14 protein-coding genes are annotated in these 20,405 nt (G+C 66.8%); 8 read left to right on the top strand and 6 right to left on the bottom strand.

What is annotated here, in order from left to right; all coding sequences use genetic code 11:
* Window positions 1–37: 37 nt before the first annotated feature.
* Window positions 38–412, bottom strand: coding sequence for a DsrE family protein (locus tag ACZYRS_RS17740; protein ID WP_198783810.1), 375 nt, complete (start codon window positions 410–412; stop codon window positions 38–40).
* A 240-nt stretch (window positions 413–652) separates the two neighbouring features.
* Between ACZYRS_RS17740 and ACZYRS_RS17735 the strand changes: the two genes are divergently transcribed.
* Window positions 653–1,120, top strand: a complete 468-nt coding sequence (locus ACZYRS_RS17735) for a nuclear transport factor 2 family protein (protein WP_198783809.1) — start codon at window positions 653–655, stop codon at window positions 1,118–1,120.
* Between the two features lie 66 nt (window positions 1,121–1,186).
* On the opposite strand, the gene ACZYRS_RS17730 is transcribed toward ACZYRS_RS17735, so the two are convergent.
* A complete protein-coding gene (locus ACZYRS_RS17730) occupies window positions 1,187–2,086 on the bottom strand; it encodes a LysR family transcriptional regulator (protein WP_198783808.1) in 900 nt (299 codons plus the stop codon).
* Between the two features lie 152 nt (window positions 2,087–2,238).
* On the opposite strand from ACZYRS_RS17730, the gene ACZYRS_RS17725 reads away from it, so the two are divergent.
* The 6 genes from ACZYRS_RS17725 to ACZYRS_RS17700 all read left to right on the top strand — a co-directional run bounded on the left by ACZYRS_RS17725 (window position 2,239) and on the right by ACZYRS_RS17700 (window position 8,770).
* Window positions 2,239–2,850, top strand: coding sequence for a glutathione S-transferase family protein (locus ACZYRS_RS17725; RefSeq protein ID WP_463420299.1), 612 nt, complete (start codon window positions 2,239–2,241; stop codon window positions 2,848–2,850).
* A 29-nt stretch (window positions 2,851–2,879) separates the two neighbouring features.
* Window positions 2,880–4,955, top strand: a complete 2,076-nt coding sequence (locus tag ACZYRS_RS17720) for a 2Fe-2S iron-sulfur cluster-binding protein (protein WP_463420298.1) — start codon at window positions 2,880–2,882, stop codon at window positions 4,953–4,955.
* A gap of 153 nt (window positions 4,956–5,108) precedes the next feature.
* Complete coding sequence (locus ACZYRS_RS17715) at window positions 5,109–5,822, top strand: flavin reductase family protein (protein WP_463420297.1); 714 nt, start codon at window positions 5,109–5,111, stop codon at window positions 5,820–5,822.
* Window positions 5,823–5,856: 34 nt separating this feature from the next.
* Window positions 5,857–7,029 carry an alpha/beta fold hydrolase gene (locus tag ACZYRS_RS17710; protein WP_463420296.1) on the top strand — a complete coding sequence of 391 codons (1,173 nt, stop codon included), beginning with the start codon at window positions 5,857–5,859 and terminating at the stop codon, window positions 7,027–7,029.
* 26 nt (window positions 7,030–7,055) lie between these two features.
* Window positions 7,056–7,961, top strand: a complete 906-nt coding sequence (locus ACZYRS_RS17705; RefSeq protein WP_463420295.1) for an alpha/beta hydrolase — start codon at window positions 7,056–7,058, stop codon at window positions 7,959–7,961.
* Between the two features lie 20 nt (window positions 7,962–7,981).
* Window positions 7,982–8,770 carry an enoyl-CoA hydratase/isomerase family protein gene (locus tag ACZYRS_RS17700; RefSeq protein WP_463420294.1) on the top strand — a complete coding sequence of 263 codons (789 nt, stop codon included), beginning with the start codon at window positions 7,982–7,984 and terminating at the stop codon, window positions 8,768–8,770.
* Between the two features lie 42 nt (window positions 8,771–8,812).
* Here the strand turns inward: ACZYRS_RS17700 and ACZYRS_RS17695 are convergent, their stop codons facing one another.
* From ACZYRS_RS17695 to ACZYRS_RS17680, 4 genes are all read right to left on the bottom strand, one after another.
* Window positions 8,813–9,712, bottom strand: coding sequence for a LysR family transcriptional regulator (locus ACZYRS_RS17695; protein WP_463420293.1), 900 nt, complete (start codon window positions 9,710–9,712; stop codon window positions 8,813–8,815).
* 61 nt (window positions 9,713–9,773) lie between these two features.
* Window positions 9,774–10,319: a cysteine hydrolase family protein gene (locus ACZYRS_RS17690; RefSeq protein ID WP_198783800.1), complete on the bottom strand. Its 546-nt coding sequence runs from the start codon at window positions 10,317–10,319 to the stop codon at window positions 9,774–9,776.
* Window positions 10,320–10,604: 285 nt separating this feature from the next.
* On the bottom strand, window positions 10,605–11,375 hold the full coding sequence (locus ACZYRS_RS17685) for a response regulator transcription factor (protein WP_463422500.1): 771 nt from the start codon (window positions 11,373–11,375) through the stop codon (window positions 10,605–10,607).
* A gap of 433 nt (window positions 11,376–11,808) precedes the next feature.
* On the bottom strand, window positions 11,809–13,176 hold the full coding sequence (locus ACZYRS_RS17680) for a TolC family outer membrane protein (RefSeq protein ID WP_463420292.1): 1,368 nt from the start codon (window positions 13,174–13,176) through the stop codon (window positions 11,809–11,811).
* Window positions 13,177–13,414: 238 nt separating this feature from the next.
* Between ACZYRS_RS17680 and ACZYRS_RS17675 the strand changes: the two genes are divergently transcribed.
* Window positions 13,415–20,386, top strand: coding sequence for a peroxidase family protein (locus tag ACZYRS_RS17675; protein WP_463420291.1), 6,972 nt, complete (start codon window positions 13,415–13,417; stop codon window positions 20,384–20,386).
* Window positions 20,387–20,405 lie beyond the last annotated feature (19 nt).

The raw sequence follows: 20,405 nt of genomic DNA, 5'->3' as shown, positions 1-20,405 counted from the left end.
TTTCGGTCGGGCGGCGATGGCGGGCGCGTGCGTTTCGTTAGAACGTGAAGACGGTGTAGCCGTCCTCGACGAGCTGGCCGAGGCTGGGCAGGCCCGAGGTGCCGGGCACGCTGTTGTCGGTGATCAGGTCGAAGCCGCTCTTGACCGCGTCCTCGCGGGCGCCGAATACGTCCGCACAGCCGCACGAGACGCCGGCGACGGTGTCTTCCACGGCCTTGAAGAGCGCATGGATGGGGTGGTCCGGCTTGCTGACCACGCTGGGCCAGCGCGTGCCGGTGCCCTGGAAGTAGATCGATGTCTCGACCTTGCGTTGCTTGAAGTCGTACGCGGCGGCCAGGCCGTTGAAGGCGCGTCCGAGGGCTTCTTCGCCACCCGAGACGGGGTCGGAGAGGATGATGATTGCGGCTTTCATGAGGGTTCCTTGGGTGAGTGAGTCGGCGTTCCAGGAGCGTTGCTTCTCCTTGGGTTCCGATGCTAGGCAGACGCTGCCGCGAGAGAAATGCCCTGGCCGAGAATTAGCTCTTTCGGGATTTGGAACAGTGGGTGGGAGAGGCCGGCATTGCAGTTTCCGCACTGGTCAATTGCCGGCTGGAGGATTGAAGGCGCGGCAGCGCCGTTGCACAGTAGGCCTCCTATCTACAAGGAGCCTTTCATGGAAACACGCCCACCGCTTCCTCCCTTCACCCACGAATCCGCCGTGCAGAAAGTTCGTCTCGCGGAAGACGGGTGGAACACGCGCGATGCGTCGCGCGTCGCGCTCGCCTACACCGAAGACACCGTCTGGCGCAACCGGACGGACTTCCCCGCAGGGCGCGCTGCCGCGCAAGCGTTCCTGGAACGCAAGTGGGCCAAGGAGCTGGACTACCGCCTCATCAAGGAGCTCTGGGCGTTCACCGGCAACCGCATCGCCGTGCGCTATGCCTACGAGTGGCACGATGCCTCGGGCCAGTGGTTCAGGAGCTACGGCAACGAGAACTGGGAGTTCGAGGCGAGCGGGCTCATGAAGCGCCGTTTCGCGTGCATCAACGACCTGGCGATTTCCGAGGAGCATCGCCTGTTCCATTGGCCCCTGGGCCGCCGCCCGGACGATCACCCCGGGCTGAGCGATCTCGGACTCTGACGCACACCGCGGCCCGTCGATGACGGGCAGTGCAGGCGACGCTGCATGGGCTTGGAGCCCTGGGCGCTACCGCAGCCTGGGGTCGCTGCGCAGCGCATCGACCGCCATGTCGATGAAGGCGCGGACCTTGTGCGTGGCGTGGCGGCCCTCGCGGTGGACCACGTGGATGGGCACCGCGGGCCGCTCGAACGCCTCCAGGACCAGTTCGAGCGTGCCGTCCTCGACCGCCTGCGCAATCTGGTAGAGGGGCAGGCGCGTGATGCCCAGCCCTGCCGCGGCCGACTCGGCGGCGGCCTCGTTCGTTGTGGCCGTGAGCCGCGGCTGCAGCCGCACCAGCACGGGCTTGTCGCCATCGCGAAAGCGCCATTCGGGCGTCGGCGTGATGCCGGTGGCGGCGATCATGACGTGCGCTGTCAGCTCTTCGGGCCGTTCGGGGATGCCTCGGCGCCGAAGATAGTCCGGTGAAGCGCACAGCACCTGGCGCACCTGGCCGACCTTCACGGCCTGCAGGGAAGAGTCGGGCAGCTCGCCGATGCGAACGGCGACGTCCACGCCCTCGTCGACGAGATTGACCATGCGGTCCATGAACCAGCAGTTGATGTCCACCTTGGGAAACTGCTCCAGGTAGGCGCGCACGATCGGCGAGACGTACATGCGCCCGAAATTCACGGACGAGGTCACGGTGAGCTGGCCCTGCGGCGCGGCATGCGTTCCGGCGGCGGCGCTCTCGGCCTCCTCGATGTCCGCAAGGATGCGGCGGCAACTGTCCGCATAGCTCGTGCCGGCCTCGGTGACCCGCACGAAACGCGTGGTCCGCGTGAGCAGGCGCACGCCCAGCCGCTCCTCGAGCTCGACAACGGCGCGGGTGATGACCGACGGCGACACATTGAGCTTGCGCGCCGCCGAGGCGAATCCGCCGGTCTCCACGACCGTCAGGAACGCCGCCATGGCCTGGATTCGATCCATCTCAGTTCCCTTGCGCGGTGGATTTGTTGACGTTTCGAGAAGGGTGACTTGTCGCCCGCAGGGATTCTAGAGGCGGGGGATCGGCGGGACCATCGGTGCTCCAGGACACCTCTCTTCCCGTTCCTCCATCCGACCTCTCCAAGGATTCTCAAATGAAGCTGTACTACCACCCCCTCTCCGGCCACTCGCATCGCGCACGGCTCTTTCTCGGACTCATCGGCGTCGAGCACGAGTTGGTCGAAATCGATCTGCCCAAGGGCGCGCACAAGAAGCCCGAATTCCTCGCGCTGAATGCCTTCGGCCAGGTCCCGGTGCTCGATGACGACGGCACCATCGTGACCGACTCGAACGCCATCCTGGTCTACGTCGCAAAGAAGCTGAAGTTGACCGACTGGCTGCCCGAGTCGCCCGCGGCCGCTGCCGCGGTGCAGAAGTGGTTGAGCGTCGCCGCGGGGCAGATCGCCTACGGCCCCGCCGCGGCCCGGCTCATCACCGTGTTCGGTGCTTCGTTCAGGCCCGAGGAGGTCATCACGCGCGCCCATGGCGTGCTGGCCGTGGTCGAGGCGCAGCTTTCCGGCCGCAGCTTCATCACCGCCGCCTTGCCCACGATTGCGGACGTCGCGCTCTACAGCTACATCGCGCGCGCACCCGAAGGCAATGTCGACCTGCAGGCGTACCCGAACGTGCGCGGCTGGCTTGCGCGCATCGAGGCGCTTCCCGGCTTCGTCGAATTTCGCAAGAGCCCCGTCGGCCTCACCGCCTGATTCTTCGGAGCAGCCCGCGCGCCAGCACCATGACCGATCAAGACAACACGAACCAGAAGTCGCCGTGGCACGCCGGAGAGCTCGCCATCCAGGCGAGCATCGGGGTGGTCCAGCACATGGACCGGCCCGGCCGGCTGTATGTGCGCAACTTCCTGCTCGAGCAGCACCGCAGCTTCTATCCGCTGCTGCATTTCGTCGCGCTGGGCACCGTCGATCCGCAGGGCGATGCGTGGGCGACCCTCAGGGCGGGCGAGCCGGGCTTTCTGCAATCGCCCGACTCCGCGACATTGCGCGTAAGTGCGCCGCGAGACCACGCCGATCCGGCCGAGCGCGGCATGGAAGCCGGCGATGCGATCGGCCTGCTGGGCGTGGACCTCATGACGCGCCGCCGCAACCGGATGAACGGGAACCTGCGGCGCGATGGTGACGACGACGCGTCCTTCGACATCGACGTCACCCAGAGCTTCGGCAACTGCCCGCGGTACATCCAGAACCGCAGCTTCAGCTTCGCGCGCGATCCGGCAGAAGCCGCGCAGCCTGCGGCGGTCCATCTCGATGCCCTCGACGACCGCGCCCGCCAGTTGATCGAGCGCGCCGACACCTTCTATGTCGCGTCGTATGTGGACCGGGACGACGGCACGCGGCAGGTCGACGTTTCCCATCGCGGCGGCAAGCCCGGGTTCGTGCGGGTCGGAAGCGACGGCGTGCTCACCATTCCCGACTTCTCGGGCAACCTGTTCTTCATGACGCTGGGCAACATCCACGTCAATCCGAAGACCGGCCTGCTGTTCGTCGATTCGGAAACGGGCGACATGCTGCAGATGACGGGCGATGCCGCGGTCATCCTGGATTCGCCCGAGATCGCCGCGTTCGAAGGCGCCGAGCGCCTGTGGACGTTCACCGCGCGCCGCGTGGTGCATCGGCCCGAGGGCCTGCCCTTGCGCTGGCGGATGGAAGCGGACGGCTGGTCGCCGAACCTGCTCATGACCGGGAGCTGGGCCGATGCCGACCAGCGCCTGGCCGCCAAAGCGCTCGCCCAGCAATGGCGCCCGTTCCGCGTGACCCGCATGGTGGAGGAGAGCGCCTCCGTCCGCTCGCTCTATCTGTCGCCGGCGGACGGCATGGCGATGATCCCGCCGCTGCCCGGGCAGCACCTGCCGATCCGCATGACGCTGCCCGACGGCGGCGAGGCGCTGAGCCGGACCTACACCTTGTCGATGGCGCCGTCGGACGGCCAGTACCGCATCAGCGTCAAGAAAGACGGCAAGGCCTCGCGGCACCTTCACACGCTGGGCGAAGACGCGCTGCTCGAGGTGCGTGCGCCCGCGGGCGCCTTCACGGTGGACGCCGCGCAAAGACGGCCTGCCGTGCTGCTCGCCGCAGGCATCGGTATCACGCCTTTGCTGGCGATGCTGCGCCATCTGGTGCACGAAGGAAAGCGCACGCGAACGCTGCGGCCCACCTGGCTGTTCCATTCGGCCCGCACGATCGAGGACCGGCCGTTCGACGCCGAAATCGCGGCGCTTGTGGAAGCCGGCAACGGCGGCGTGCGGCTCGTTCGCACGCTCAGCCAGCCCGGTGCCGCGGTGATCGGGCGCGACTACGACAAGGAGGGCCGCATCGACATGGCGCTCCTGAAGGCGACGCTGCCGTTCGGCGACCACGACTTCTACCTCTGCGGCCCATCGGGTTTCATGCAGACGACGTACGACGGCCTGCGCGAACTCAACGTGAGGGACGAGCGCATCCATGCCGAAACCTTCGGCCCGTCGTCGCTGCGCCGCTCAGGGGAAATTGGTGGCGCAGCCGAGCCGCAACTGCCACCGGCGGCGACCGAATCGGTTCGCCTCGTCTTCACGGAATCGGGAAAAGAAGGGCGATGGAACCCCGGAGACGGCAGCTTGCTCGAGGTGGCGGAGGCGCGTGGCCTGTCTCCCATGTTCGGCTGCCGTGGTGGCAGTTGCGGCACCTGCATGACGCGCGTGCTGGAGGGTTCGGTCACCTATGCGAGCACGCCTTCGTTTCCGCTCGAAGAAGGCGAGGCGTTGATCTGCTGCGCGATGCCGTCGAAGGCATCGGGTACGGCGCTGCATCTGGCGATGTAGCAGATGGTCCTGCACTGCGAGTCTCCGGGGAGGCTGTTTCACTTTTCACAACGGCGCAGTCCACGGAACTGACTATCGAGCCGCGTCTCTTTTGCCTATCGTTCCCCAACCGTGTCCATCAGGGACATGCAACAAGGGCAACAGAGAGACACCATGATCATCGACGCCAGCACGCTGGATGCAACTTCCGCCTACAAGCTGCTGATCGGCAGCATTCTTCCGCGCGCTATCGGCTGGGTCAGCACCCTCTCTCCGGGCGGCGTGGCCAACCTGGCGCCGATCTCTTTCTTCACGGCCGTGGGGCGGTTGCCGCCGATGGTGTCGTTGTCGCTCCAGCCGCGCTCGGACGGCGTCACGCTCAAGGACACCTTCACCAACATCCGCGACACCGGCGAGTTCGTGACGAACCTCGTGACGCTGCCCCAGGCGCATCACATGCACCGCAGCGCTTTCGAATTTCCTTCCGACGTCGATGAGTTCGAGGCCGTGGGCCTGGAGAAAGAGGCCTGCGAAGTGGTTCGCGCACCGCGCGTCAAGGGCGCGCCGATCGCCATGGAATGCCGGCTGGAGCGGGTGATCACCATCGGCGACCTGGGCGACCACGTCGTCTTCGGCGAGGTGGTGCGCTTCCACATCCGCGACGACCTGTACCTGGACCGTGGCCGCATCGACACGGCCGCGCTGGCGGCGGTCGGTCGCCTCGCCGCCGAGTACAGCCTGGTGAACAACGTGTTCACCACGCCGCTGGAGAGCGATCTGCTCGCATCGCTGGACGGCCGTCGCATGGCGCGCCTGGACGCTCACGCCGCCGACTTCTCGCCGATCGATACGGGCGGCTGGTCCGCTTCCGGATCGACGGCCGCCTGATTTCATTTCCATCCACAACGCACTGGAGACCCCGATGACGAAAAACAAGGAACACGCGCTCGTGTTCGTTCATGGCTTCCTGGACGCGGCAGCCGTCTGGAACGACGTGATCGCCGAATTGAAGACCGATGGCATCGCGGCCGTCCAGGTCGACCTGGCGGGCATGGGCGCGCGCGTGGCCGACGAAGGGCCGTTCGACCTCGACCGGTTCGCCGCCGACGTCGGCGCCGTGGTGGATGCGCTCGCCAAGCCCTTCGTCATCGTGGGGCAGAGCATGGGCGCACAGGTGGCCGAACTCGTTGCCGCCGCGCGTCCGGATCTCGCAAGGGGACTCGTGCTGTTGACGCCGGTTCCCCTCGGCGGCACCGGCATGCCGCCGGGCGCGCTCGAGCCCTTCCGCAGCCTGGGCGGCCAACCGGCGGCGCAGGCCGCGGTGCGGCAGCAACTGACCGCAGGGCTTGCGCCCGCGAAGCTCGACAGGCTCATCGCACTCGGCCTGCCGGTCCGGCCGGAGGTCGTGGCCGCGACGGCCGATGCATGGAACGCGGGGCATCCCGTAGGTAAATCGCCGAGCACGTTCGCGGGGCCGGTACTGATCGTCGGCGGCGAGAGCGACGGGTTCGTCACCGCCGATCTGATCGCCTCGACCGTGGCGCCGCGCTTCCAGCATGCAGCGACGGAAATCATCGCCCATGCGGGCCATTGGCCCCATGCCGAGCAGCGGCAGGCTGTCGCCGGGCTGTTGGACAAATTTCTTGCCAGCATCGACGTCTCCGCATCGGCGGGCAACACCGCCAGCGACGTGCGCAGCCAGGGATGGACGCAGGCCTTCGCGAAGAAATCGGAAGACGCCTTCGCGGAAGCCTTCGATGCACAAGTGACGCTGGAGGCGAGCACGCTGGCCCTGCCGGTGCAAGGCCTGGTGGACGTCAAGGCGGTCATGGCTGCGGCCAGCAAGATCTACGAGTCGCTGGTCTTCACGCACGAGGCGGTGAACGGGCAGCGCAGCTATCTCGAATGGAAGGCCGTTGCCTTCGGCGGCCAGGAACTGCTCGGCGTGACGGTGCTGCAGAAAAACGAGGCCGGAAAGATCGTTCGCGTGGCCATCCACCATCGCCCGCTGAAGGCCGCACTGCGCTTTTCGCAGGAACTGCGCGAGCGCCTGAGCGGAACCATCACCGCCGCTCATTTCTACAACGGCGCCTGAGTGCGCCCAACCCCCAAGGAGTTTGTATGGTCAAGCGAATGGACGTCGAGTTCCAGGCAGAGGGAGGCGTCGCGCTGCGTGCCTGGCTCTATGTTCCCGAAGGCGGCACGAGACCCGTGAAGCCCTATCCCGCCATCACCATGGCGCACGGCTATGCCGGCACCAGGGAGCACGGCATCGAGGCCTTTGCGAAGGCTTTCGCCGAGCGCGGCTTTGTCGTGCTGCTGCACGACCACCGGGGCTTCGGTGCCAGCGAGGGCGCCCCGCGGCAAGACGTCGATCCGTGGAGGCAGATCGCCGACTGGCGGCGCGCCATCTCGTACCTGGAGAGCCTGGACTACGTGGACGCCAACCGCATCGGCCTCTGGGGCACCAGCTACGCAGGCGGACACGCGATCGTGCTGGGCGCGACGGACCGGCGCCTGCGCTGCGTGGTCTCGCAGGTTCCCACGATCAGCGGCTTCGAGCAGGGGCTGCGGCGCATTCCGCCCGAAGGCGTGGCGGCGGTCGAAGCGGCGTTTTCCGAGGATGAACGGGGTCAGCTGCGAGGCGAGCCGCTGCGCCGGCAGAAGATCGTGAGCGCGGACATGGGCGAGCCGGCTTCCTACCGCGCGAAGGATGCCATCGACTTCTACCTGCAGCCCGTGCCCGAGGGGGTCTGGACCAATGAAGTGACCGTGCGTTCGACGCGCGCTGCCCGCATGTACGAGCCCGGTGCATGGATTGCCCGCGTCTCGCCGACGCCGCTCCTGATGGTTGTCGCACTCAACGACACCGTCACGGTGACCGACCTCGCGCTGGCCGCCTACGAGCGCGCGCTGGAGCCCAAGAAGCTGGTGTCGATACCCGGCGGTCACTTCGACCCCTACCTGGTGAACTTCCCGCAATCGAGCGCAGCGGCGCTGGCCTGGTTCCAGGCACACCTTTCCTGAACTTGCACGAATCGATCCCCATGCAACACCTGACCTGCACCATCGACAACCAGACCGCCACCCTGGTGCTGCGCAACCCGCCGCAGAATCGCATCGACGAACAGATGGCCGACGAACTCGCGGCGGCCATCAAGGCCATCGGCAAAAGCGATGCGCGTGCGGTGCTGCTGCGCGCCGAAGGCCCGGACTTCAGTTTCGGCGGCGACATCCTGCCGTGGCCGGACATGAGCCGTGCATCGCTGCGCGCGCTGTTCGAGCGCTACATGAGCGTCTTCAACCAGTTCGAACGGCTGCCCCTGCCTGTGGTGGCCGCCGTGCAAGGCCTGTGCTTTGGCGGCGGGCTCGAACTGGCGCTGCGCGCGGACATGATCCTTGCATCCGAGACCTCGCGTTTCGGCCACCCCGAGCAGTCGCTGGGCATCGTGACGGTGCTGGGCGGTGTCTACCGCGTGGCCGAGCGGGCAGGGCGTTCGCGTGCGGCCGAATGGGCGCTCACCTCGGAGCAGGTGCCCGCGGCGACGATGGAGCGCTTCGGCGTCGTCAACAGGGTCGTGCCCGATGACCGGTTGCTCGCCGAGGCTTCGGCCTTCGTCGCGAAGATCGCCGCCGGACCGACCCGCGCCTACGCGGCGCACAAGGCGCTGCTGCGCACCTGGGCGGTGGGCGGCATCAGCGCCGCGGACGAGGTGATGTTCGACATCGCGATGCCCGTGTTCGATACCGAGGATGTGCAGAAAGGCATTCCCTCCGCAGTGAACGCATTGAAGGCGGGCAAGCCTCGGCCCGTCATGGACTTCAAGGGGCGTTGAGCGCAAGCGCGCTGCACAGGCGCGGGGAAGCCAGGGCGCGAATCAGGACTTGCGCTTGACTGTCTTGTTGTGCTCGAAGAGATCGACCGCCCAGTCCACGAACACCCGGACCTTCGCGCTCAGGAAACGGTTCGGCGGATACACGATGCTCGTCGCGTACACATCGGATTGCCAGTCTTCCAACAAAGGCACGAGCTGCCCCGATTCGATGGCGTCCTGCACTGCGATGCTGGCAGCCTGGACGATGCCGAGGCCAGCGACACCCGCCGCAAGATAGGCATGGGTGTCGTTGATCGACAGGCGGTACTGCGGCGTCACCTCCAGCCGCACGGAATCCTTGTGGTAGACGAAAGGCAAGGGGCGGGCGGTGCGGCTCGACACCATGCCGACCGTGTCGTGGCCCTTCGACAGTTCGTCGGGGTGCGTCGGAACACCGCGACGCGCCAGGTAGGCGGGGCTGGCGCAGGTCGTGAAGTGCAGGTAGCCGATGCGGCGCGCAACGAGCGATTGGTCCGCGATGGGGCCCGTGCGGATCGCGCAGTCGACGTTGTCGGCAATGATGTCCACGTCGCGGTTGCTCACGCTCAGCTCGATCTCGATGTCCGGGTAGCGGGCGTAGAAGTCGGTCAGCGCGGGCACGACCAGCATCGCGGCCATCGCGACGCTGAGTTCCACCTTGATCTTGCCCGACGGCCTGGCGAGCGAGCTGCGCGTACCGGCCTCGATGTCCTCCAGCTCCGCGAGCAGCCGGACGGTTCGCTCGTAGTACGTCGCGCCTTCGGCCGTCAGCGTCAGGGCACGTGTGCTTCGATGGAGCAGTTGGGCGTTCAGTTGGGATTCGAGCGCCTGCACAAGCCGCGTCACGGTCGGCTTGGGCACATTCAGGGTCTTGGCCGCCTTGGTGAAGCTGCCGGACTCGACCACCCGGACAAAGGCGGCCATTGCATTGAATCGGTCCAAGGGTTCGTCCGTTAGTGGTCTACCTTGCCATGATAGGCGCAGCTCACCCCGCGAACTCCTGTGTCGACACGACCTTGGCATAGCCGAAATTGAGCGCTGCCATGAAGGCTGCATGAACTTGAGCTGCCGGTACCTTCACGCCGTCGAACTCCAGATCGTGCGTGGCGCAGGCGTCATGGACCACCGTCACGTCGAAACCGTAGTCGTCCGATGCTCGGGACACCGCATCGATGCACATGTGGCTCATGTTCCCGATGACCGCGACTTTTTCGATCTTGGCGTTGTCCAGTATTTCCTTGAGATTCGTTTCGCGATACGGATTCATGAAGTGCTTCAACACCACCGTTTCGTCGGGCAAATTCAGGGCCTTCTTGTGCAGTTGCGCACCCTCGGTATCCGGGACGAAGAATGCAGCCCCTTGGGAAAGCGTTTCGTGGCGAATGTGTACCACCAGATCTCCCGAGCGCCGGGCCTTATCGATGACGCGCGCCGCGTTATCTGCAGCATTTTCGACGTCATGGAGCAGCCATTTACCGCCGGGGAAATAGTCGTTCTGAATGTCGACCACGATGAGTGCTTGATTGGTCATTGCCTGTCCTTGAGAAAGTTGAATGAAATACAGGAGCACACAAGCCGGACCCATCGATTGGATGGAGAAGCGATTGCGTTGCTTTCTGCCGTTCAACGAATGTAGGGTTGCTCTCTCTCGGGGGGAATGAGCGGGATCTTCAATTCACTTTTCTGCAAGTCGTCGGTAGTTGTGGCTGCGGAAGATCCAATGCAGCCTTGTTGCGATGCTTGTGACAACCGAAAGTTGCTCGCAACCGCCTGGTGCGGCGTGATGGCGGGAGCCCAGCGTGCGAGCGCCTGCCGCTCAGATCAGGCCCGCCTGCACGGCCAGGCTCACCGCCTGCGCCCTCGAATGCACATGCAGCTTCTTGTAGATGCTCTTGATGTGCGCGTCGACCGTCTGGCCGGTGATGCCGAGCTTCGCGCCGATCTCCACCGAGACGTGGCCCAACGCAACGAAGCGCAGGATCTGGCTCTCCCGGTGCGAGAGCGTCGTCTCGTGCTGGAGCGGTGCCGACGGCGCTGCCGACAACGGAAACGCATCGTCGGCCAGCGGCTCGGGAGGTTGCTGGTTCATGAGGTGCAGCAGGCGCCGTGCGAGCCGCGGCGTGATGGCCGCGCCGCCGTTCATCACGTGCAGCACCGCATCGGGAAAGCGCTGCAGCCAGGCGTTCTTCAGCAGGAAGCCGGTCGCGCCCAGCTCGAAGGCGCGCAGCACATGCGCTTCGTCTTCGAAGGCGGAGATCACGATGACCTCGATGTTGCTGCGGTGACGCCGCGCTTCGTCGATCAGCTCGAAGCACAGGCCATCGCTCAGCCGCAGGTCCACCATCAGCACGTCGAACTCGTGCGCGACCAGGAGCTTGCGTCCTTCGCGGATGCTGTCGGCCTGGCCCTCCAGCTGGATGCGCAGGTCCGCCAGCAACTCCCGGGCGATCGTGCGGCGCACCAGCTCGTCGTCGTCGACGAGCAGCACGCGAACCGGCGATCTTTCCTGGCCTGTGAGGAAGTCGGGCCACAGCGCGGTCGCGGGGGCGCAGACGCCGGGCATGGCGTTCTGGCGGTAGGGCGTCATGGCAGTGGAGGCGGGTTCGCCGGAAGGAATGAGCGTGACATCGGGCGCGTCCTCGGTCCGATGGACGTGGGCGGGCTCTTGCCGGGCGGGTCGGGCCGGGGGAACGGCCGCCTCCACCATCCCGGCTGCTTCCAGGACCCTGTGCGGCTGATCGAGCGGCGTGACGAGCGATTCCTGGCGCTCTTCATCCGCCATGCCGCCGCGGTTGCGCAGGTGCGCGATTTCCGCGCGCCCTTCGTCCGTGATGGCCAGGATGACCGCGCTTTCGTAATGCTGGTAGCCGAAGCCGTCGAATTGGAATTCGGCTTCGATCAGCCCGGTCGCCACGAGCACCGATGCATGCCGGATGTCCGCTTCCGCGGTGAGCGTGACAGGAAATCGCCTGCGCAGAAGCTGGAGAAGAAGTGCGAGCGGCATCCGATGCTCCCGTTGTTCACCGCACGCGCGCACCCGCACCCGGGGCCGTGCTGTCCACCGCCGGCCTGCCGTCGAGCGCCAGCGTCGCGTTGAGCGCGTCCAGCGCTTCGGGCGTCAGCGTGCCGTTGGCCTGCCGAAGCCGCAGGGTTCCCAGCAGAACGTTGTAGCGCGCCTGCGCCAGATCGCGCTTGGTTTGGAACAGCTGGCTCTGCGAATTCAGGACGTCGATGTTGATCCGCACGCCCACCTGGTAACCCATGCGGTTGGCGTCCAGCGCCACCTGGCTCGACGCTTCCGCGGCTTCGAGCGCCTTCACCTGGCTCGCGCCGGAAACCAGTCCGAGAAACGCGGCGCGCGTCGATACCGAAACACTGCGACGCGTGTTGTCCAGCGTGGCGCGCGACTGGTCCGCGAGGGCCAGGGTTTCGCGCACCCGGTTCTCGGTCGCGAACCCTGCGAACAGCGGCATGTTGAACACCACGCCGACGCTGGCCGCGCCCACGCGCGTCTTGCCGGCCGATGCGGTGCTGGAGGTCGTGTTCTGCGGATTGGTCGTGATGTTGTAGCCCAGCTGGGCGTCGATCGTCGGCAGGTGGCCGGCCTGGGCCTTGCGGATCTCCAGCGTCGCCACCTCCACGCCGCGGCTGGCCTGCAGGATGGCCGGATGCATGGCTTCGCCTTGCGCGAGCCACGCGTCCACGCTGTTCGGCGTGAGCGGCGGCAGCAGCACGGGTGCCGCGAGCGGCGTGGGGCTGCTGCCGGCTTGTCCGACGAGCTGGTCGAGGATGATCTTCTTGACCTCCAGGTCGTTGGCTGCAGCGATTTCCTGTGCCACGACGAGGTCGAAGCGCGCCTGCGCTTCGCGCGTGTCGGTGATGGTCGAGGTGCCGACATCGAAATTGCGCTTGGCGGACGCAAGCTGCTCCACCACGCCCAGTTTCTGCGCCCGCACCAGCACGAGGCTGTCGTAGCTCGCGAGCACGTCGAAGTAGGCCTGGCTCACGCGCACCACGAGGTCCTGTTCGGCAAGCACCAGTTGCGACTGCGCGATCTCTTCCTGCAGCCCGCTCTGCGCGTAGGTGGCCCAGTTGGCGGGGCGGTACAGGGGCTGGGTCAGGTTGATGCCCACGTTGCGCGAATTCACGCCGCGTGTCGTCGACGTATTGCCGGTGGAAAGGTCCTGCTCCGTGAGCGATGCGCCTGCCGTCAGGTTGATCGCCGGCAGCACGCCAGCGCGGGCCTGCGCCGCACGTGCCACGGTGGCGGCGTACTGCGCTCGCGCGCCCTGGTAGACGGCGTCGTAGTCGCGCGCCGATCGATAGAGCTCCACCAGACTTTGCCCCCACGCCGGTGCGGCCCCGAGCGCCAGCAAGAGCGAAAGCATGCGGGCGGATGGACCGCTTGCCGATGCTCTGCGGCCGTGCCCGCACGCGCCGGGCAGGGCGCGATGAACGCCTTGTGCGCTTGTCTCCATGTCTTGTCTCCTCCGTGGCCTCCAACCTCCCTGTCTTCAAAATTACTACCTATTGCTTAAGGACTTCTTAAGGGTGGGACTAAAGACTGTGATGACGGAAGTAGCGTTCCGAAACACCCCACCACCACAAGCACTGAGGAGCCATGCCATGTCCGTCACAGTCAATCAAGCAGACCTCGAGTTCATCCTTGCGCAAATCAAGATCTCGGAGGCCCACGCCGCCGGCCAGCCGTTGTTCGGACCGGGCGGGCTGGTCCCGGCGTACAACGTCAGCTGGGGTTTGCGAACGGTGGATGGCACGTACAACAACCTGCTTCACGAAACATGGGGCGCCGCGGACCAGCCGTTCCCGACGCTGCTAGACCCGGCATATCGGCCGGCGGACGGCACGCTGTTCGATCCCGACGGTCCCGGTCCCGCGCCCGCCATGCCGACGGCGGCGAACTACAACCCGAGCAACAACCCGAACTCGCTCGTCTTCGATTCAAGCCTGCGCACCATCTCCAACCTGCTGGTCGACCAGACCCTGGGCAATCCGGCCGCCATACTGACCGCGCTGGACCGCGCGGGCGCGGCCAACCCCATGGCCGATCTGGCCGCCATCACGGTCATCTACCAGGCCTTCAAGCCCGCGTCCGATGCCGAGTACCAGGCCCGTGTCGTGGCGCAGAACGCCCGTGCGGATGCCGAAGAACTCGGTGACGGCGATCCCGCCACGCCGCCCACGCCCGCGGAGCAGGCCGCCCTCGATGCGGCCGACGCCGCGGATGCCGCGCATGCGTTGACCGTCACGGCATTGCAGGAGGCCCGCGTGGTGCGCGACGCCGCCATCGAGCCCTTCGGCATCACGATGGATGGCGACAACGTCAGCCTGCCCAACATCTCGCCGGACGTGGGCCTGTCGGCATCGTTCAACTCGTGGTTCACCCTCTTCGGCCAGTTCTTCGACCACGGCCTGGACCTGGTCAACAAGGGCGGCAGCGGCACGGTGTTCATTCCGCTGCAGCCGGACGATCCGCTGTACGTGGAAGGCAGCCCGACCAACTTCATGGTGCTGACCCGCGCCTCGGTGTCCCCCGGCGCGGACGGCATCATGGGCACCGCCGACGACGTGCGGCCGGTGAACACCACCACGGCCTTCGTCGACCAGAACCAGACCTACACCTCGCATTCCTCTCACCAGGTGTTCCTGCGCCAGTACACGCTGAACGGCGACGGCCAGCCGGTGGCGACCGGCAAGCTGATCGAGGGCGGCAACGGCGGCATGGCGACGTGGGGCGAGGTCAAGGCACAGGCCCTGATGCTGGGCATCGAGCTGACCGACTTCGACGTGGGCAGCGTGCCGCTGCTCAGAACGGACCAGTACGGCAACTTCATTCCCAATGCCGCGACCGGCATGGCGCAGGTCATCGTGGGCATCGGCGCCGACGGCATTCCGAACACGGCAGACGATATCGTGGTCTCCGGTACGCCGGGCAGCCCGGTCAATCCGACGACGGCGGCGGCACTGCGCACGGGCCACGCGTTTCTTGCGGACATCGCGCACGAGGCGGTCCCGATCGGCAAGATCGCCGACGGCGACATCACCATCGGCCTCGGAAACCCGGGCAACGGCGACACGGAGTACGACAACGAACTGCTCGACGCCCACTTCATCGCCGGCGACGGCCGCGTGAACGAAAACATCGGCCTCACCGCCGTGCACCACGTGTTCCATGCAGAGCACAACCGCATGGTCGAGCACAACCAGGAAGTCATTCTGTCCACCGCGGCCGGCGGCGACTTCGCCTTCCTGAACGAGTGGCTCATCGAGGACGTGACGGCGCTGCCGGCGGACCTCAGCACGCTCGTGTGGGACGGCGAGCGCCTGTTCCAGTCCGCCAAGTTCACCACCGAGATGCAGTACCAGCATCTGGTGTTCGAAGAATTCGCGCGCAAGATCCAGCCGCAGATCAACCCGTTCGTGGTGCCCGACGGTTTCGACGTGACCATCAATCCGTCGATCGTTGCCGAATTCGCGCACGTGGTGTATCGCTTCGGCCACTCGATGCTCACCGAGTCGATCGACCGGTTCGATCCGAACTTCAACGCGGACGACATCGGGTTGATCCAGGGCTTTCTGAATCCTGTCGCGTTCGATTCCGGGCATGCCATCACCGACGACATCGCCGCCGGCACGATCATCCGCGGCATGACGCGGCAGGTCGGCAACGAAATCGACGAGTTCGTGACCGGCGCGCTGCGCAACAACCTCTTGGGCCTGCCACTGGACCTCGCGACCATCAACCTGGCACGAGGCCGCGACACGGGCGTGCCGTCGCTCAACGCCGCGCGGCGCGAGTTCTTCGACGCGACCAACAACGCGGCGGAACTGCGGCCGTACGACAGCTGGGTGGACTTCGCCGGCAACCTCAAGCACGAGGCGTCGATCATCAATTTCGTCGCCGCCTACGGCACGCATTCGTTGATCACCGGCCAGACGACGATCGAAGGCAAGCGCGATGCTGCGCTGACGATCATCACCGGCGCGGCGGTCGGCGGGCTGCTGGTGCCGGCCGATGCAGTGGACTTTCTCAATGGCAGCGGCGCATGGGCGAGCGGCGCGAACGGCGTCACCACCACGGGCCTGGACAACGTGGACCTCTGGATCGGCGGCCTCGCGGAAAAGATTCTTCCCTTCGGCGGCATGCTCGGCTCGACCTTCAATTTCGTGTTCGAGCAGCAGATGGAAAGCCTGCAGAACGGCGACCGCTTCTACTACCTGCAGCGCCTGGACGGCCTGCACCTGTTCGGCGAAATGGAGAACAACTCGTTCGCCGAAATGATCATGACCAACACGAACGCCACGCACCTGCCGTCGGACGTGTTCTCCACGCCGGGGCTGGCGCTGGAGGTGGACATCACCCGCCAGTTCAATGACCTGGACGGCAACGGCACGCTGGAGAGCACCGACCCGGTAGGCGGCGGCATCCTGACGCCGCTGGTGGTGCGCAACAACCCGGGCACGGCCGGGCCCGACAGCAACTACCTGCGCTACACGGGCGACGAGCACGTGGTGCTGGGCGGCACCGAGGGCAACGACATCATCATCGCCAGCGAGGGCGACGACACGATCCACGGCGACGGCGGCAACGACAACCTGGAAGGCGGCGCCGGCAACGACATCATCAATGCCGGGGCGGGCGACGACATCGTGCGCGACCTGGGCGGCGACGACAACATCAAGGCCGGCGACGGCAACGACGTGGTGCACGGCGGCCCGGGGCTGGACCTCATCATGGGCGGCAAGGGGCAGGACTTCATCGTGCTGGGCACCGATGCGGGCTCCGAGGTGTTCGCCGGCGAGGGCAACGACTTCATCCTGGGCAGCAAGAACGCCGAGCGCATCCTGGGCAACGAGGGCGACGACTGGATCGAGACCGGCACCTTCGACGGCGCGCCCGGCGACAGCTTCGACGAGATCTTCGCGCGCGACAGCATCGTGGGCCACGACGTGTTCCTGGGCGACGGCGGCTTCGACGAGTTCATCGCCGAGGGCGGCGACGACATCATGGTGGGCAGCCCCGGCCGCGGCAAACTGGCCGGCATGTCGGGCTGGGACTGGGTGACCTACAAGGACAACACCGCCGGCATCAATGCCGACCTCACGCGCGCCATCGTGTTCGACGAGAATCCGGCGCCGCCGCAGAACGGAACGCTGGACGGGTACGAATCGGTCGAGGGCCTCTCGGGCACGCGCTTTGCCGACGTGCTGATCGGCGCCGACACGCTGGCCGAAGAGCGGCTGCCGTTCGCGCAGGGCGGCACCGAGGGCTACGCGGGCAACCTGCTCGATGCGGCGGGCATCGCACGCATCAACGGCCTGCAGGCCGTGCTGGGCGCGGGCGTGGTGAACTACTCGGCGGGCGACATCATCCTGGGCGGCGACGGGGGCGACCTCATCATGGGCCGCGGCGGCGACGACATCATCGACGGCGACAAATGGCTCGATGTGCAGATCGGCGTCTTCGCGGCCGGCGACACCGCGCACACCGGCACGCCGATCGCGCTGCACAACAGCATGAAGACGCTGGTCAACAGCATGTTCGCGGGGCAGATCAACCCCGGGCAACTGGCCATCGTGCGCACCATCCGGACCGACGAGACGGCGGGCGACATCGACACCGTCGCGTACCTCGGGCCGATCGCCAACTACGCGTTCGGCACCGACGCCAACGGGCGGCTCACGGTCACCGACGTGAGCGCCGATCCGATCGAGGGCACCGACACGCTGAGCAACATCGAGCGGCTGCAGTTCACCGACGCCACGCTGGGCATCGTGACGGGCACCGCCGGCAACGACACCCTCAACGGCACGGCGGGCAACGACCTGCTGCTGGGCCTCGCGGGCAACGACACGCTCAACGGGCTGGCCGGGGACGACGTGCTGGTCGGCGGCGCGGGCACCGACACGCTCAACGGCGGCCTGGGCAACGACACCTATGTGTTCGGCCTGGCGGACGGCAACGACACGATCAACGAACCGGTCAGCGCGACCAGCGGCGGCACGGCCGACCGCATCGTGATCCAGGCGGGCATCGACCCGGTCACGCTGCTGGCCAACCCGCTTGTCGGCCTGAACGCCGCGGATAGCAACACGGGCACCAACACCGGCAACTTGATCCTCAACTTCAACGGACAGACGGTGACCGTCAACGGCCACTACACCGGGACCAACGCACAGACCGGCGTGGAGCGCATCAACTTCACCGACAGCAGCTATGCGGGCTACCTGCTCGGCGTGGACGACTACCTCATCAGCCGGCTGGACTCCGCGGGCGGCTCGCGCACCATCGACTTGTCCGCCTCGACGGCCAACAACTTCATCGCCGGGGAGAACGGCACCAATGACCTGATCACCGGGGGCCTGGGCAACGACCTGATCTTCGGCGGCACTGGCGACAACGAACTGCACGGCGGCGACGGCGATGACCTGCTGGTGGGCGGCGCTGGCAACGGCGACGACGACCTGCTCGACGGCGGGCTGGGCGCCGACACCATGGTGGGCCTGAACGGCAGCGACACCTACGTCGTGGACGACGTGCTGGACGTGATCGTCGAAGCGGCGGGCGCCAACACCGGCACCGACCAGGTCCAGACCGAGCTGGCCGCCTTCTCGCTGGAGCTCATCGCCAACGTGGAGAACCTCACCTACACCGGCATCGACGCCGACCAGTTCGTGGGCACCGGCAACGCGCTCAACAACGTCATCAGCGGCGGCGACCTGGCCGACACGCTCGCAGGCCTCGGCGGCAACGACACGCTCAATGGCGGAATCGGTGCCGACGCACTGGACGGCGGCGAGGGCAACGACACCCTCAACGGCGGTGACGACAACGACACGCTGCTGGGCGGCATCGGCAACGACACCCTCAACGGAGGCGACGGCAACGACACGCTGGACGGCGGCACCGGCAACGACGCGATGGCCGGCGGCGCGGGCGACGACACCTACCTGGTGGACAGCGCCACGGACACCGTGGCCGAGGGCGCGGGCGCCGGCACGGACACCGTGCAGTCGACCCTCACCTACACCATCACCGACGCGGACGTGGAGAACCTCACTCTGCTGGGCACCGGCAACATCAACGGCACGGGCAATGCCGGCAACAACGTGCTGACCGGCAACGCGGGCAACAACGTGTTGACCGGTGGTGGCGGCAGCGACACCGCGAACTACGCCACAGCGGCGGCGGCGGTGACGGTGTCCCTGGCGATCGCGGCGGCGCAGGCCACCGGCGGGGCGGGCAGCGACACGCTCTCGAGCATCGAGAACCTCGTGGGCAGCGCGTTCGGCGACACGCTCACGGCGAGCGGCACCGCGGGCACGGGCGTCGTCAACCTGCTGAGCGGCGGCGCGGGCAACGACACGCTCTCGGCCACGGTCGACAACGTGCGCGATACGCTGGACGGCGGCGCCGACCTGGACACGGCCAACTACTCGGCCTACACGGCGGCGCTGACGGTGAACCTGGGCGGCGCGGCGCCGATCGTCGTCACGGGCTCGGGCAGCAACGCAGCCAACTCCGACGTGATCGTGGGCATGGAGAACTTCACCGGAGGCAGCGGCAACGACACCATCACCGGCAGCGCCGGCGCGAACGTGCTGAACGGGGGCCTTGGGGCTGACACCTTCAACTACACGATCGGCGGCGGTGCCGACACCATCGTCGGCGGCGGCGGCAACGACGTGCTCAACATCACGGGCGCGGCGAACAACGATGTGCTGGACGTGGTCTACAACGGCGCCATCACGGGGTTCGAGGGCGGCACGGTGACGGGCGTCGAGTCGATCAACGCGAACCTGGGGGGCAACGCGGACACGCTCTCGTACGGCGACTCCACCACGGCCGTCAACGTCAACCTGCTGGCGGGCACGGCCTCGGGCTTCACCTCGATCGCGAGCATCCTGAACGCGACGGGCGGCGCGGGCAACGACACGCTCACGGGCAGTGCCGGCGCCAACACGCTCATCGGCGGTGCGGGCAACGACACCATCAACGGCGGGGCGGGCGGCGACATCCTCATCGGCGGTATCGGCGCGGACATCCTCAACTCGGGCGCGGCGAACGACAACGTGCAGGACATCTTCCGGTTCAGCGCGACCAACGAGTTCGGCGACGTGGTGAGCAACTTCGACGCCAACGGCCCGACCGCGGCGGGCGACGACCGCATCGAGTTCGGCGGCGCGCTCAACACGGCCTGGGACGACGGCAACAACAACGACAACTTCCTCTTCGGCACCGGCAACGGCGCGGGCGGCACGGTGAATGTCACTGTGGGGCAGGGCAACGGCGACATCGAGGCGCTGCTCCTGACCGGCGCGGGCGGGGAGGGCGTGACCACGGCCAACCTGGGCAATGCGGCGGCGGTTGCGGCGGCGTTCAACAGCGAATTCGCGATCACCGCGGCCAACGGCGAGGACGCGCTGCTGGTCATCAACGACACCAACGGCAACAGCTTCTCGCTGTGGCAGTGGGTGCAGGCCGGCGGCGGGGAAACGTCGGCGGCGGAGCTCACGCTGATCGGCACCTTCAGTGCCAATGCGGCGGTGGTGGCGGCGAACTTCGACTTCGTCTGATCGGCAAAAAAAGCAAGGT

This window comes from Variovorax sp. AC194, from assembly GCF_979257995.1.
Note: the sequence above shows the minus strand (reverse complement) of the source record. Positions and strands in the feature narration are given on the sequence as shown.

What these genes read in the sequence shown, in the direction of transcription:
- ACZYRS_RS17715 (WP_463420297.1), top strand. Translation starts at nt 5,109, where the DNA reads ATGATCATCGACGCCAGCACGCTGGATGCAACTTCCGCCTACAAGCTG.
- ACZYRS_RS17730 (WP_198783808.1), bottom strand. Translation starts at nt 2,086, where the DNA reads ATGGATCGAATCCAGGCCATGGCGGCGTTCCTGACGGTCGTGGAGACC.
- ACZYRS_RS17675 (WP_463420291.1), top strand. Translation starts at nt 13,415, where the DNA reads ATGTCCGTCACAGTCAATCAAGCAGACCTCGAGTTCATCCTTGCGCAA.
- ACZYRS_RS17725 (WP_463420299.1), top strand. Translation starts at nt 2,239, where the DNA reads ATGAAGCTGTACTACCACCCCCTCTCCGGCCACTCGCATCGCGCACGG.
- ACZYRS_RS17690 (WP_198783800.1), bottom strand. Translation starts at nt 10,319, where the DNA reads ATGACCAATCAAGCACTCATCGTGGTCGACATTCAGAACGACTATTTC.
- ACZYRS_RS17695 (WP_463420293.1), bottom strand. Translation starts at nt 9,712, where the DNA reads ATGGCCGCCTTTGTCCGGGTGGTCGAGTCCGGCAGCTTCACCAAGGCG.
- ACZYRS_RS17705 (WP_463420295.1), top strand. Translation starts at nt 7,056, where the DNA reads ATGGTCAAGCGAATGGACGTCGAGTTCCAGGCAGAGGGAGGCGTCGCG.
- ACZYRS_RS17720 (WP_463420298.1), top strand. Translation starts at nt 2,880, where the DNA reads ATGACCGATCAAGACAACACGAACCAGAAGTCGCCGTGGCACGCCGGA.
- ACZYRS_RS17740 (WP_198783810.1), bottom strand. Translation starts at nt 412, where the DNA reads ATGAAAGCCGCAATCATCATCCTCTCCGACCCCGTCTCGGGTGGCGAA.
- ACZYRS_RS17735 (WP_198783809.1), top strand. Translation starts at nt 653, where the DNA reads ATGGAAACACGCCCACCGCTTCCTCCCTTCACCCACGAATCCGCCGTG.
- ACZYRS_RS17710 (WP_463420296.1), top strand. Translation starts at nt 5,857, where the DNA reads ATGACGAAAAACAAGGAACACGCGCTCGTGTTCGTTCATGGCTTCCTG.
- ACZYRS_RS17680 (WP_463420292.1), bottom strand. Translation starts at nt 13,176, where the DNA reads ATGCTTTCGCTCTTGCTGGCGCTCGGGGCCGCACCGGCGTGGGGGCAA.
- ACZYRS_RS17700 (WP_463420294.1), top strand. Translation starts at nt 7,982, where the DNA reads ATGCAACACCTGACCTGCACCATCGACAACCAGACCGCCACCCTGGTG.
- ACZYRS_RS17685 (WP_463422500.1), bottom strand. Translation starts at nt 11,375, where the DNA reads ATGACGCCCTACCGCCAGAACGCCATGCCCGGCGTCTGCGCCCCCGCG.